The sequence below is a fragment of the Bacillus sp. FSL K6-2971 genome (assembly GCF_038006405.1).
Classification (GTDB): Bacteria; Bacillota; Bacilli; order Bacillales; family Bacillaceae; genus Bacillus; species Bacillus pumilus.
In genome coordinates, this window is sequence record NZ_JBBOVD010000001.1 from 3,798,177 (window position 1) to 3,811,660 (window position 13,484).

16 protein-coding genes and 1 pseudogene are annotated in these 13,484 nt (G+C 40.4%); 8 read left to right on the forward strand and 9 right to left on the reverse strand.

Annotation, left to right across the window (positions count from 1 at the left end):
- The first annotated feature begins 96 nt into the window (after positions 1-96).
- A complete protein-coding gene (gene gerQ, locus MHI33_RS20220; protein WP_065097803.1) occupies positions 97-639 on the forward strand; it encodes a spore coat protein GerQ in 543 nt (180 codons plus the stop codon).
- A 133-nt stretch (positions 640-772) separates the two neighbouring features.
- Complete coding sequence (locus tag MHI33_RS20225; protein ID WP_044140224.1) at positions 773-1,390, forward strand: cupin domain-containing protein; 618 nt, start codon at positions 773-775, stop codon at positions 1,388-1,390.
- Positions 1,391-1,431: 41 nt separating this feature from the next.
- Here MHI33_RS20225 and MHI33_RS20230 read toward each other — a convergent pair whose 3' ends face one another.
- The 3 genes from MHI33_RS20230 to MHI33_RS20240 form a co-directional block, all read right to left on the reverse strand.
- On the reverse strand, positions 1,432-1,803 hold the full coding sequence (locus MHI33_RS20230; RefSeq protein ID WP_003215282.1) for a DUF423 domain-containing protein: 372 nt from the start codon (positions 1,801-1,803) through the stop codon (positions 1,432-1,434).
- A gap of 70 nt (positions 1,804-1,873) precedes the next feature.
- Positions 1,874-3,181 (reverse strand): purine/pyrimidine permease, encoded by a 1,308-nt coding sequence (locus MHI33_RS20235; protein ID WP_065097801.1) that lies wholly within the window; start codon positions 3,179-3,181, stop codon positions 1,874-1,876.
- Between the two features lie 33 nt (positions 3,182-3,214).
- Positions 3,215-3,547, reverse strand: a complete 333-nt coding sequence (locus MHI33_RS20240; protein ID WP_113767843.1) for a YwdI family protein — start codon at positions 3,545-3,547, stop codon at positions 3,215-3,217.
- 170 nt (positions 3,548-3,717) lie between these two features.
- Between MHI33_RS20240 and MHI33_RS20245 the strand changes: the two genes are divergently transcribed.
- Entirely contained in the window at positions 3,718-5,076 is a 1,359-nt protein-coding gene (locus MHI33_RS20245; protein WP_340913414.1) for an aldehyde dehydrogenase, read from the forward strand.
- Positions 5,077-5,109: 33 nt separating this feature from the next.
- Here the strand turns inward: MHI33_RS20245 and MHI33_RS20250 are convergent, their stop codons facing one another.
- Together MHI33_RS20250 and MHI33_RS20255 are read right to left on the reverse strand one after the other, a co-directional pair.
- Positions 5,110-5,790 (reverse strand): uracil-DNA glycosylase, encoded by a 681-nt coding sequence (locus tag MHI33_RS20250; RefSeq protein WP_185107655.1) that lies wholly within the window; start codon positions 5,788-5,790, stop codon positions 5,110-5,112.
- A complete protein-coding gene (locus tag MHI33_RS20255; protein WP_217012691.1) occupies positions 5,787-6,614 on the reverse strand; it encodes a glycosyltransferase family 2 protein in 828 nt (275 codons plus the stop codon). Before MHI33_RS20255 ends, MHI33_RS20250 begins: the two co-directional genes overlap by 4 nt.
- Before the next feature lie 128 nt (positions 6,615-6,742).
- Between MHI33_RS20255 and MHI33_RS20260 the strand changes: the two genes are divergently transcribed.
- The gene (locus tag MHI33_RS20260; RefSeq protein WP_065097796.1) at positions 6,743-7,048 is read left to right on the forward strand and encodes a general stress protein; all 306 of its coding nucleotides are present in this window, start codon (positions 6,743-6,745) and stop codon (positions 7,046-7,048) included.
- A gap of 126 nt (positions 7,049-7,174) precedes the next feature.
- Entirely contained in the window at positions 7,175-7,984 is an 810-nt protein-coding gene (locus tag MHI33_RS20265) for a bifunctional hydroxymethylpyrimidine kinase/phosphomethylpyrimidine kinase (RefSeq protein WP_044140232.1), read from the forward strand.
- 45 nt (positions 7,985-8,029) lie between these two features.
- Here the strand turns inward: MHI33_RS20265 and MHI33_RS20270 are convergent, their stop codons facing one another.
- Together MHI33_RS20270 and MHI33_RS20275 are read right to left on the reverse strand one after the other, a co-directional pair.
- Positions 8,030-8,512: a hypothetical protein gene (locus MHI33_RS20270; protein ID WP_340913419.1), complete on the reverse strand. Its 483-nt coding sequence runs from the start codon at positions 8,510-8,512 to the stop codon at positions 8,030-8,032.
- Between the two features lie 79 nt (positions 8,513-8,591).
- Positions 8,592-8,846, reverse strand: coding sequence for a hypothetical protein (locus MHI33_RS20275; RefSeq protein ID WP_008359596.1), 255 nt, complete (start codon positions 8,844-8,846; stop codon positions 8,592-8,594).
- 870 nt (positions 8,847-9,716) lie between these two features.
- On the opposite strand from MHI33_RS20275, the gene MHI33_RS20280 reads away from it, so the two are divergent.
- From MHI33_RS20280 to MHI33_RS20290, 3 genes are all read left to right on the forward strand, one after another.
- Complete coding sequence (locus MHI33_RS20280) at positions 9,717-10,883, forward strand: Rap family tetratricopeptide repeat protein (protein WP_106066987.1); 1,167 nt, start codon at positions 9,717-9,719, stop codon at positions 10,881-10,883.
- The gene (locus MHI33_RS20285) at positions 10,870-11,016 is read left to right on the forward strand and encodes a hypothetical protein (RefSeq protein ID WP_340913421.1); all 147 of its coding nucleotides are present in this window, start codon (positions 10,870-10,872) and stop codon (positions 11,014-11,016) included. The genes MHI33_RS20280 and MHI33_RS20285 overlap by 14 nt, the downstream gene beginning before the upstream one ends.
- 125 nt (positions 11,017-11,141) lie before the next feature.
- Positions 11,142-11,408 (forward strand): YesK family protein, encoded by a 267-nt coding sequence (locus MHI33_RS20290; RefSeq protein WP_340913423.1) that lies wholly within the window; start codon positions 11,142-11,144, stop codon positions 11,406-11,408.
- A 323-nt stretch (positions 11,409-11,731) separates the two neighbouring features.
- Here the strand turns inward: MHI33_RS20290 and MHI33_RS20300 are convergent, their stop codons facing one another.
- Together MHI33_RS20300 and MHI33_RS20305 are read right to left on the reverse strand one after the other, a co-directional pair.
- Complete coding sequence (locus MHI33_RS20300; protein ID WP_106066986.1) at positions 11,732-12,847, reverse strand: hypothetical protein; 1,116 nt, start codon at positions 12,845-12,847, stop codon at positions 11,732-11,734.
- 65 nt (positions 12,848-12,912) lie between these two features.
- Positions 12,913-13,104: pseudogene (locus MHI33_RS20305) on the reverse strand (septation ring formation regulator EzrA); the annotation flags it as partial.
- Between the last annotated feature and the right edge of the window lie 380 nt (positions 13,105-13,484).

Sequence of the window (13,484 nt, forward strand, 5' to 3'; positions counted from 1 at the left end):
TGTCTCATAGTGTGAAAGAGAGAAAGAATGCTATGGAAACAACAGGTGCTCAAGCGCCTTCTGTTTAGAACACCATGAGGAAAGAGGAGGAACGTTATGAAATTGAAAAATCAATTTGGGCAAGGTTCGGGTTTCGAAGGTCAAGATTTTCGCCAGCAACAATATGGAGCAAATCCGTATCCTGCGCAGCAGATGGGTTATTCAGTCCCTCCCCAAACGCAGGGTCAAATGCAAGGACAAATGCAGCAGGGATTTTCACCAATGCCGTCTACTGGTTCTTCACAAGGGGGGCAGGGCACGCAGAGCGGCGGGCAGCCGTATCAAATTCCTTCTGGACCGATTTATCAGCAGAATGTCACTGGTCAACTGCCAATCGAGCAGTCCTATATTGAAAATATTTTACGATTGAACCGCGGCAAGGTAGCCACGATTTATATGACGTTTGAGGCAAGTAAGGAATGGAACTCGAAGATTTTCAGAGGCGTCATTGAAGCTGCAGGACGTGACCACATTATCATTAGTGATAACAAGACAGGAACACGATACTTACTATTAACGATCTATCTTGATTACATTACGTTTGATGGGGAAATTCAATACGACTATCCATACTCCATGTCCACGTACTCTCCGAGGTAGATAACGCCACATATCGCAAAAGCAAGGAGCAGGCGCCCTTGCTTTTTTCTTTTGACTAGGTTTTTGTCACAACTCTAGGGTGCTGCTCATAAGATGCCTAGTAGTTTTTATCAAACACCTAGAGGTGACATTCATGACTGTTGAGCTGGATTATACATCACCAAATGTTAAATATTCATACGACCTGAATCAAAGTCCACTTGTGAAATACGATCAGCATAACCTGATTAACGTTTTAGGGAAAAAACAATTAAATTCGTTGGATCAAGTATCTCTGTTGGATATATATTTGAGTAAAAGCAAAGTCGTAGAGCCTCATTATCATCAAAATGCCGCAGAGCTTGTTTATTGTATAGCCGGTTCTGCTGCCGTCTCGATGCTGAATCCTTTTACAAAAAAACTGCACACCTATACCATCACCCCAGGACAGGTGGCAAACGTACCTCAAGGCTGGTGGCACTACGAAGTTGCCCTTCAAGACAGAACTCATTTGTTAGCCATTTTTAACGCATCTACGCCAGAAGTGATCCTAGGCTCAGACCTTCTCACCCTCACCCCTGCTCACATCATGGCACATACGTATTGCATGAACGAAACACAGTGGAAACAGGCGACTCAGCCTGTGAAGCCAAGTGCGTTTATCGGACCATTTTGCCACAGAGAAGAGGAAGCACAAACGAACCCTGTCCCTCCGTCTCACTACATCCCTTATTATCAAGCACCGCCAAACTACGCCCCTTACTGGAATTAAGAAAAAAACCGATGCCCCTCACAGAGCATCGGTTTTTTGGCTTATAAATTTTTTGCTGCTGCAATGACAAGCATGATCCAAGAAGCAATAAACGCCACTCCGCCAATTGGGGTAATGGCACCTAGAATCTTCACCTGAGTCAATGCTAGGACATAAAGGCTTCCTGAGAAGAAAAGGATACCTGCAAGCATCACCCAGCCAGCGGTTGGGACTAGAGAAACACCTGACAGCTTATCTGCAAGAAAGGCGACAATAAATAGTCCAATCGCATGGAACATCTGATATTGAACCCCTTTGTTCCAAATCTCTATATACTTTTCAGGGATTTTTCCTTCCAGACCGTGCGCACCGAAGGCTCCGAGTCCAACAGCTAGCATCGCATTAATCGCACCTAAAATGAAAAATAGTTTCATTCGTCATTCTCCTTATCTCGTCAATTATATTTATCATAGCGCGGGTGACAGACGATATTCAACTTTCCCTTTACGTTGACACGAGATTGTCGGATTTCTTTTTCTTTCGTAACAGAACTTGATCGACCGCGATCGCAATGAGTGTACCTAGAACAAGTCCATTGCTTAATAATGAAATGAGCACAGGATGCATGCCTTTCAAGGCCTCCTGCGGTACAAACATCGCCCCTACACCTGCTAAAACGGCAATCCCTAGGACAAAGCGAATCCGCGGAATTTCTTCTTTCTCATACTGATCAAACTCAGACATCGCAATTCCAATCATCGAGGAGAACACCACAAAGTTTACAGCAAGCCCCACAGGTGATGGCAATGCGGAGAAAAAGCTCATGAGCAGCGGGAACAAGCTAATGAGTACAATGAGCAGACTTCCTATGAAAAATGGCTTTCTCGATGGAATTTTCGTTGTCTGGATAAATCCTGCTGCCCCGGAAATAGGTACAGGCGCAATCGCTCCGATCAATCCGCTCAGTAAGTGGCCAAATGCTGCGACAAAACCAGCCGGACGAGCTCTCTTCCGCTCACGCAGTTCACCAAATGCCTTCACTGAACTTTCCACAATTCGAATACTTGCCAGCATGTTCACAATGAGTAATATCGTAATGAAAAAGGACGTGACAAGCAATCCACTGTCAAAGACTGGCATGCCGAATGGGAAAAGCTTCGGAAACTCGATGATTTTTTCTGGAATTCGAACCGGCTTTGCCAACCCGAGTAGAGCGAATAACAACCAGCCTCCTGCAAGGGCAAATAACACAGAAAACTGTCTTAAGTAATGCCATTTTGAGCGGCTGATCATGAAGGTCAGAACAATAATCAAGATCGACAAGCAAAAGACAAGCCCATCCACCTGATTTCCCCGATAGCCGATGCCCATCAGCCCTTTCATGATCGGCTGACTTAACTGGACAACTAATAATAGCAAGTAAATGCCTGTGACGACTGGCGTAAATAAAGACGCGAGCCAATTAATGATTTTAAATAAACTAAAAATAAAAAAGAAAGCGGCACTAAAAATTAAAGCCCCTTGTAGTGCTTGCAGAGTTTCAGGATACGTCGCAAAGATGGTTCCTGTCATACCTGCATAAAGGGTATACACACCCCACCAAAGCCCTGCTGGACTTTCATTGATCGGCAGCATATGGCCGCATAAACATTGCACCATCGCCACAAGACCAAGTGAAAAGAATGTACTTTGAATCAGCTCTGCTGACTGCACTTGGTTCAATTCAAATGCTTGTGCAATCGCAATTGGTACAGCAATAGAAGCTGCGATAAAAAATGCCATCCACTGAATGGCGCCCAAAAATAGTTTCAAACCGATCACCTTCCCTTTGTCGTGACAAGACCATTAAAAATCAAAGATAGAGTCGCCGTTCCCATCCTTCTCTTTTTGCCCCTCTTCTTGATGCTGAAATTTCTTCGCACCACTCGCACCCATCAGTTTCTCAAGCATGGCTTGATCTGAGGATACGGGCGGCGCGGGCGGTGTCTGTATCGAAGAAGGTGGCGAGATAATCGGCGTTTGCGGCATTTGCACCTGTGATGGTGCATCGAGAATGACATCACATAGTGAAGAAATCGCCGCCACTTGACGTTTCACCTCTTCATCATTTCCACTTTGTTTCGCCTTTTGAACCGCTTCCTCCATTTTTTGGAGCAGGCTTGATATATGAATATTCAAGGGTAGACCCTCCAATCTAAAAAAGTCTCTTTTCAACATTATTTTACCAAATGAACAAACGAAATGGGTTCATTTTTTTAAAGCAGTCTGCTCCCGCCTCTCTTATTTGACCCGACATAGCCCTTCACACATAATAAAAGCAACAACATCGTTTATGAAAGGATTGAATAATGGACAAACTCACAACACTTTTTCAGAAACAAAAAGTCTTTCAAAAGCCGCCGGTGGAAGAACGCATCCGTCTTCTTAAAGACTTAAAAGCAGCCATCAAACAGCATGAGAAGGATATTTTACAAGCCTTGGCCCATGATTTACATAAATCCGAACAGGAAGCCTACACAACAGAGGTCGGGATGGTGTATGAAGAAATCAATCATACCATCAAGCACATCCACAAATGGGCAAAGCCAACACGCGTGCGAACGCCCCTCACTCATATCGGGTCGAAAAGTATGATTATGAAGGAACCTTATGGGAGTGTGCTCATCATTGCCCCTTGGAACTATCCTTTCCAATTGGCCCTTTCTCCATTAGTTGGTGCCATTGCTGCGGGTAATGCCGTTATTTTAAAACCGTCTGAGCTGACGCCGCAAGTTTCAGAAGTAATCAGTGCAATGGTGGAACGTGTATTTCAAGAAGACCATGCAGCTGTCGTAGAAGGCGGTGTAGATGTGAGTACAGAGCTGTTGAAACTGCCCTTTGATTATATCTTCTTTACAGGAAGTGTGGCAGTTGGCAAAGTCGTCATGGAAGCCGCCGCAAAGCATTTGACCCCTGTCACACTTGAGCTTGGCGGAAAAAGCCCTTGCATCGTCACGCCTGATGCAGATATCAAATTAGCGGCAAAGCGAATCACGTTCGGCAAATTCACCAATGCTGGCCAAACGTGTATTGCACCAGACTATTTGCTTGTTCATGAATCCATTAAAGAAGAACTTTTGCGGGAAATGACAGCTTGTATCCGTGACTTTTATGGCGAACAACCGGAAACACATCCGCACTTTGGGAAAAATGTCAGCCAGCGTCACTTTGACAGGCTCTCACAATTCCTCTCAAATGGAACGATCGTTACAGGTGGACAGCGCAATGAACACGAGCTCAAAATCGCTCCGACCATATTAGACCACATCACATGGGAAGATCCTGTCATGCAGGAGGAAATTTTCGGACCGATTCTGCCTGTCATGACCTTCGATTCTCTGCACGAGGCAGCTCATATGGTCAAAGCTAGACCGAAGCCGCTTGCGCTTTACTTATTTACAACAAGTAAAGAAACAGAAGCCTATATTCTAGACCATCTCTCATTTGGTGGAGGATGTATCAATGACACGCTCATGCATGTCGCTACTCCTTACCTGCCATTCGGAGGCGTGGGTGAAAGCGGCATGGGACGATATCATGGGAAAGAAAGCTTCTTTACGTTTACGCATGAAATAAGCGTCCTGCGCCAAACCAATCGCTTCGATTTTTCCTTCCGTTATCCAAATGCGAAAAACGGACTCGACTTGGTTCGTAAATTTTTAAAATAAACAGGACGAAGGGTCTCTCCCCTCGTCCTCTTTTTATTCAATATCTTGGATACACCAGTTAATTTCTTCTGTCCCCATTTGCTTTAAATACGCGTTTACCTTTGAAAACGGACGACTGCCAAAAAAGCCGTATCTTGCAGAAAAAGGACTTGGATGAGGGGACTCAATGATGAAATGCTTGTTTTGATCAATCCGTTCTTTCTTATTTTGAGCATGTCTTCCCCACAGCACAAAAACGACGGGCTGATCACGTTCATTCAGCACATCAATCACGCGGTCTGTCACACGTTCCCAGCCCTTGCCTTTATGAGAATTCGCCTCGCCCTTTCTTACGGTCAGCACAGTGTTTAAGAGCAGCACACCTTGCTCTGCCCAGCTCATAAGTGAGCCGTGATTTGGAACAGGACAGCCAAGATCATCCTTTAGCTCCTGAAAAATATTTCTCAACGATGGCGGATGCTTCACACCAGGCTGAACAGAAAAGCTTAATCCATGTGCCTGACCTGGGCCATGATACGGGTCTTGTCCCAAAATCACCACTTTGACCTCTTCATATGACGTCAAATGAAGCGCACGATAAACGTCATCCGGTTTCGGAAAAACGGTCTGCGTACGATATTCTTCCTTCATCCATTCACGTAATTCCTGATAATATGGCTGTTCAAATTCACTTTTCATCACAGCCCACCAGCTATCATTTAAAAATGGCTTCATTGGGGTTCTCCTCCTTGTGTCTGCTGCGTTAGTCTTGAGATCATCGGTTTTCCGTCCCACACAATCTCACTCTCTGATTCTCGTTTTTTCATCGCTGGTTCTTCTAATAAGACAGCAAAGTTCGCTGTCGGAAGGTCACCCAGCCCATGCTTTTCACTTAGATCATCTAAGTAGTTCTTCCTTGTCTCACCAAGATCACTAGACTGATTCCCTCCGCCATCAAAAAACGCATAGATCACGCTGGCAGCCGGCACTCGTTTGACCCGGGCGTGCTGCGTGACACGTAAGAAAAAGTCCCAATCCCAGTAATGATGCATCGCTGGATCAAAATAGCCAATCTCATCGTGTATACAGCGTTTATACATACTGCCGGAAGGAACGTATGTAGAAAAGACACGCATATCCTCAATAGCAGCTGTATACGCAAACAGACGTCTTGACACCGGGAAGCGGGTCGCATCTTTTTCTTCAAATGACACAATTTCAGCATCAGAAAAAACAAAATCGGCGTCCTCCAGCGCCTTACTCATACGTTCAATATGACAAGGTGTAAAGTAATCATCATCGTCACTCAGCATGATCACATCGCCTGTCAGCTCCCGCACCCCCACGTTTCTAGCATTCACATGCTGGACGTTCTCATCTAAATGGATCAAGCGGATCGGAAGTTCGGGGTAGAGTTCCTGAATGATCTCGACGCGCTCTCCTGCATCATTCACAACCACAATTTCAAAAGGCTGTACGGTTTGTCTCGTAATAGATTCAAGCAGCTCACACAGTGCGCTGAGCCGGTTATGTGTCACAATTAATAAGGAAATCTTCATATTCAGCTAACTCCTTTAATAGATTCGTCTTTTTCCATTAAAACATAAAATGACGTTCTTCTCATGATATAAAAGGCGGTTTGATGTGACGGGAAAATGGGAATTTTTGATGAAAAGGAGTGATCACGATGGAATATTTCACAGTAGAAAATAGCAAAGAAGCGAAACAGACCATTGAACAAATACGTTCACCAAAGGATGATATTTTTGTTTTTGCGTACGATCCAGAACGCTCTGATACCGTCACAGAGCATACGAATGCCAAAAGCATGACAGCGGTCGATCAAGGGATTTTAGATCAAATTGCCAATGTCATCCGCACCCGGGATGACGAGCTCATGGCCAAAATGATGTCGGTTGGCGCCGATCAGGAATTAGCTTTAACACTTTTAGACGAACTGAAAAAGGGGAAATTGGTGATTTGTAAAAGGTAAGGGGAAAGGCGTTCTTCCTAAGGTGGAACGCTTTTTTATGTCGTTTCATTGTGATAAACGGAAAAGCTGATTATAATAAGGGATAGAACAGTAACTGTTACACATCACATTGGAGGTTCAGCAACTATGTCTATGAATAAAGCACTCACCATCGCAGGCTCGGATTCAAGCGGCGGTGCAGGTATCCAAGCAGATTTAAAAACGTTTCAAGAAAAAAACGTCTACGGGATGACAGCTTTAACCGTTGTCGTTGCAATGGACCCACATAACCATTGGGATCATCAGGTGTTTCCAATTGATACGGCGACGATTCGTGCGCAACTCTCTACCATTGTAGAAGGCATTGGGGTAGATGCACTGAAAACGGGTATGCTCCCAACAGTCGACGTGATCGAACTTGCAGCGGACACCATCAAAACATATGACCTAAAAAATGTCGTCATTGATCCTGTTATGGTTTGTAAGGGTGCGAACGAAGTGCTATATCCGGAGCATGCGGAAGCACTGCGCGAAAAGCTCACGCCACTGGCAACCGTCATTACGCCTAACCTTTTCGAAGCAGGTCAATTAAGCGGAATCGGTGAGATCAAAACGATCGAACAAATGGAAGAAGCAGCAAAACGCATTCACGAACTTGGTGCCAAGTATGTGGTCATCACTGGAGGCGGTAAGCTAAGCCCAGATAAAGCGATCGATTTGCTTTATGATGGACAAACCTTCGAACGACTTGAAACAGAGAAGATCGACACAGAATACACACACGGCGCAGGCTGCACATTCTCAGCAGCAGTCACAGCTGAACTAGCAAACGGCTCAGATGTGAAAGAAGCCATTTATGCAGCAAAAGAATTCATCACAGCTGCCATCAAAGGCTCTTTCCAGCTAAATGAATACATCGGACCAACAAAGCACTCTGCTCATCGTTTTGATAAGTAGAGTAGAAAAAACCGATTCGCCTTTTGGGTGAATCGGTTTTTGTTTTTAACATGTTTTTTCTAAATCGTTCAATTGATTGGTGAAACCAGAATGATCTACCTGCGGTGCTATGTTTTCTAGAAAGCGAATGAACTCACGACCAGATTCAATAAAATGACGCACAAGTTCTTTATACTCTGCAATTAAGGTTTGATTATCAAGCGATAACATCACTTCATGATCAGATCTTTTTTCTAACTGTATCTCTAATGGAACACTTGTATAATATATTTTTCCATACCCTTCTTCCACATATTTCTCAAAAATGTTTGTGTAATAATGCCACAACTCTTCAATAGAATCTGGATTTTCGAAATCCTCTATTTTCCCCTTTTCCTCATGATCGAACGTAATTGTGCCTTCAAGGTTTGTAAACCCTTGTTCCATAAAATCTTCTTTCGTAGCAACGAATGTTTTGATCTTTTCAATATCATCAATGGGTACAAACTTCTTCTTGTCCTCCAAATAAATATACGTTTCTATCTTCAATTGACGACACTTTTCATTTTTATTTCATGAAAAAAAGCATACCCGCGTCTGGGTACACTCTTTTATCCATAAAGGATACCTACTTTTGCTGATCAGATTCTTTCGCCATTTTTCGAATAAAGGCTTCAATGGATTCAACAAATAAGGCATATTCTTTCATTTGTTTATACGTATCTGACAGCTTCTCTTTTAATTCTTCCTGCTCTAGAGAAGGTTCACCGAGAATAGATTGGACTTGAATGAGCAATTCTTTATATTCTTCACGTTTATCTTCAACATGATCTGCCATTGTCTCCAAGCGTTTTCTAGTCGTCGGCTGCTGTTTTGAATTCAAATAAACAACCCCTTTTTGTCCTACCGCATTTGGATAAACGTCAGCCTCAGCTGTATATATTTTAAAATGATACCATAATTCCACCTGTTATCATATATGTAAAACGTCATCAAACCGCTTCCAGCCAACCTTGTATATACATGTTATAGGCTATAAGATACAGGTTGATTTCACTATTAAAACCAGAGCGGTATAATGGAATGGGCTAACCCCAGCTAAACATGTCCAATGTTTGGGCTGACCTGTTCAGTTGGATAGTTATATTCTTTGTCGTTTTCATTGGCGTTGAATCGGCTTATAGAACAATTCATAAAATGAAGCATCGAACTGAATAAAGACGAACAAAAAAGCCCTGCGGACAGGGCTTTTTCTTTGTTCTTTTTTCAATCAATCATTAATGGAGTTGCTTTTTATTCCAGTACGCCTTTTTGCTAACACTAGAAAACCCAATAGAAAAAGTAAACTTGTGGAGAGTCTACTTCTCCTAATACTTATCCAAAGTATCCGTTTTCTGCGGTTTGAAAATCATTTGAGGAATTTATATGTACAGTAGTTGTGATCCCCATTAATAAGGTAAGGCTCAATATCATAACTTTAAAGTGATTCATAAATTACCTGCCCCTTTCTATTCACACAATTTAGACTTATTATCGCAGATGACGATTTATTTTCCAACATTTGTGTAAAAATAAGTAATATGTAGCTTGTCATATGTTATATGAATTACTCATTTTCCCTCTTAGAGTCGGCTTGATTTTGCGGTATACCGAAAATTTACATAAATAGCGCATCTGTTCGATTTTAGAATAGTTAGACATGTTAAAGTATTGTATATAATTGGTTTTATAGGAATATGAAGGGGGAGTATATATGGGTGGTTCTATCACTTATGACGAGGTTGCGATCAAACTGAATGAATGGTATTCAGCCATCAAAAAAGATCAAATAACTGATGCTGAATTTTTAAAAGCGGATGTTAAACGACTCTTTGACAGTATGGAGGAAAATCAAACTGTTTTATTATATTTTAGTCTTCTAGAATTTCGACATGACTTAATGCTAAGCTACCTCAAGCCTAAGTTATCTAGCCAAGAGTTAGATGAATATATGGTTCAGATAAATGAGCAGAAACATAAGATTGATCAATCACTTCACGAAGACAAAGATCAAATTGAAAAGATGTTAGATTTTTATTTCTGGTTTTTTAAAGGAATGCACGAATTTAGGAAAAAACAATTTGACGAGGCGATCAGTTCTTATAAAAGTGCTGAAAAAATTCTTGTGGATGTTGAAGACCCTATTGAAAAGGCTGAATTTTACTACAAGTTATCAGAAGTGTACTACCATATAGACCAGTATCAAATTTCTGTCATGTTTGCACATAAAGCATTGAGTCTATTTACAGAACAACCATTAATGCAAGAAAAAATAGCCTGGTGTTATTCAGTCATCGCTGGAAATTATCTATCTAAGCTACAATATGCTGATGCACTTACTTACTTTGAAAAATCCCATTCTTTTGCACAGCAGACGAAAAACGAATACCTTATATCCTCTACGATCTTTAACTTAGGCAAGTGTTATTTCCACTTAGAAAAATATACAGAAGCCTTGTCCCATTTTGATACTTCTTGTGAACTTTTTGAAAAGAATGAAACATCACATGTTCCAAAATCCTATTTTAACAAGTTATACACTCTCTTGAAATTAGGACAGGTTGTTCCAGCAGCCGAAACTTTTGAGAAAGGGGTCTCGGCGGCCCAACAACTGGATGACATAATTTATGAAGCAGAAATGAAATTTTTATATTTCCTTTATTTTCAATCTAAGACACCAAATGCGATCACAGAGTTAAAACATTGGCTTGATACTCTACAAAGCAAAAATCTTTACGAAGATGTGTATCAACTAGCTTTTGAAGCTGCACGATACTATAATAGAAGTGGGCAGTTGGAAATTGCTGTCGTTTTTTATGAAAGAGCTCTTGAAGCAAAGTCGTTAATTCAAGGAGGGGAATTGTTATATGTTGAAGAGTAAAATTTTTGTTCCCATCATGCTTGTAACTGTAGCATTAGCGTTACCAATTTTTCATTCTGTTGCTGTCTCACATGAAGTGGCTGACAAAGTAATTACATCGAGTGTAGGGAAAGAAGCTGGAAATAAAATATAAGATCAAAGAAAAGGTTCTGTGACTGGCTGCTTTGGTAAACAGCTTAAATCAGTGGTACGATATTGAAAAGAACCCTGGTTATTCATTAGGGTTCTTTCATCATCTCTTTCAAGGGGGAAAAACAAATGTCTTTCTGGCTACTGACAACTATCCTTACAGTTATTATACTAGGCGTTTCTTTAATCTTTAAAAAAAACCAGTCATCTTTCCAGTATGGAATTCCAGCAGTTTTAATGATGGTAAGTATCATCTTATTGCTCATAAGCTTTTTTGTGGGAGGATGGGAAGGTTTAGGGTTAGGAGCGATCAGCGTTTCTTTGTTAGTTTCATCAGTTATCACTTTAATTATTACAAGCATTTTGAGTTATTTTAGTGGTATGAAACAAAAATAAAGCTTATGTTTGTGGACATAAGCTTGTTGATTATGCTTTTTTATAGCGAATATACATGTCTCGAATAATTTTTGTAATTACAGAGGTGCACATGCATAAAAAAGTCACCACCCCTACCCAATACATATTTGACATGTCAAACCCAGTATAGGCAAATATAAAAATGGTTGAAGTTATAATGTGATAGTTAAAACCACATGAACCTTCTTAAAGATTAAATAGCCAATAATCCCCCAAGCCAAATACAACAATGGCAATGTGAATAACACAAGCCTCATGGGTTCAAGATAATGTAAGTTGATTTACTCCACGCTCCTCGTCAGTTATTTTACAACTTCCAAGCTTGTCATTTCCCAATCTCTATCAGATTTTAGAGATATCTCTTTAGAGTCTTTGCTTTCAATATTATATTCAATAATTCTGCCAATAACTCCATCCTTATCTCTATCAAACATTCTTACCAATGCATAAATTTTGCCGTCTAAAATCTTGACCTCTTCTAAACGTTCGTCATCTGATTTAAAATTAAGTGGAATTTTTTCAGAAGATATCTCTTTGAAGTCTCTGTTAAACATTTTAACTTCTCCTTCATGGGATATTATCGTAATTTTATCTTTATCTACATGAATCTTGTAGATATTGAACCCCTTATCCATTACGATTTCTCTTTTCTTATCGAGAGTTTCTTTGTTGATTATAATTAACATAGAATTTTTCTTACTATCGACATCATCATTTACAGCAATCATTAATTCTTTATTGTTTAAATTATTTAATGATTCATTGTTGTCAGGATAAAAAACAGAGTCAATGTCCAGTTTCTTTCTTTTAGTCTTATGACTTTTTGGGTCTATAGAGGATAATATGATATGTTCATCATTGTTCAAAATGGCATATATTTTTTTATGGTCAAATATAGCTGTCCTCAATTCTCCGTTGAATTTGAGTTGCTCTTTACTTCCGCTGTCTTCTTCCCAATAAACTAACTCTCCTGCTAATCCACCTTCTACATAGCCAACGTTTATATCATGTAGAACATAGCCATTAGAGTAGTTAATAAAAAATGCTCCCTCGTCTTCTGTAGATTTTGAAAGTGATTTTGTTTGTAGATGGTTTACCTTGCCATTATTCTTATCTATCGAGACATGATAATTAGACCTATTAGATGAGAAGTACATATTATTATCACTCTGAGTAGACGAAGTAAATCCCACGCAGTCTTTTAATGACACGCTTGATAGCTTACTCCCTATATCGTTATAGTTTACTATCTCGCATCCCCTATTCATCATCTTTGAATGAATTACAGCAAATTTACTATCTTTCATATTGCTCAATTCTCCCTTAGAAGAGTCTCCCACAGCCTCCTCTTTCTTTGAACATGCTGTACATATTAATGCTATGGCACAAGCTGATAAAAGCAACTTAAAGTATTTCATTCAATCATCTCCTTTTAATTTTAAACAAGCAAAGCAATCGGGGAAATCCCCGACTGCTTATTAACTTACTTTTTATGATAAAAGACCTTCGTGTTGTTAGAGCTAACTAATTCCATCGGTGACACAACTGAATCTTTTTTATTATTGTCAATATCATGACCTTGATTTTTCCAAGCCCTCCAAGCTAATTGAGAGCAATAGAATTTTTTTGTAGTTTTCTTGTCAAAGAAGTTCAAATTGTATGGCTTCTTTTTGTCTTAGAAAACCAAGACAATATCACCCTGTAGCATATATCCTATTAGTCTTTTTAGAATATGTCTCTTGAAAGGTTTGGGTTTAACCTTCAATTCCCCGTTCCTTTTCCAACAATGGAACGCTGTTATTGTATTTCTTTCATTGGGCATGTACAAACACTTCCTCTGCGCTTTTAAGGAAAATAGAGGTTTACTCACTGCACAAAATAAAAAGAAGCAGGCTATCCCTTCCTGCTTCTTTTTCGCTCTTCTTTAGCTTTAGTAGTAATATTTCAACAGGTTGATTTCTACCTATACAACCTCATGATTCATCTCTTTTTTCTTGTTTGACATTTCCTATTTTTAATCGACATCTTCTCTATCAATTGTGCAGGCGGCTGAAG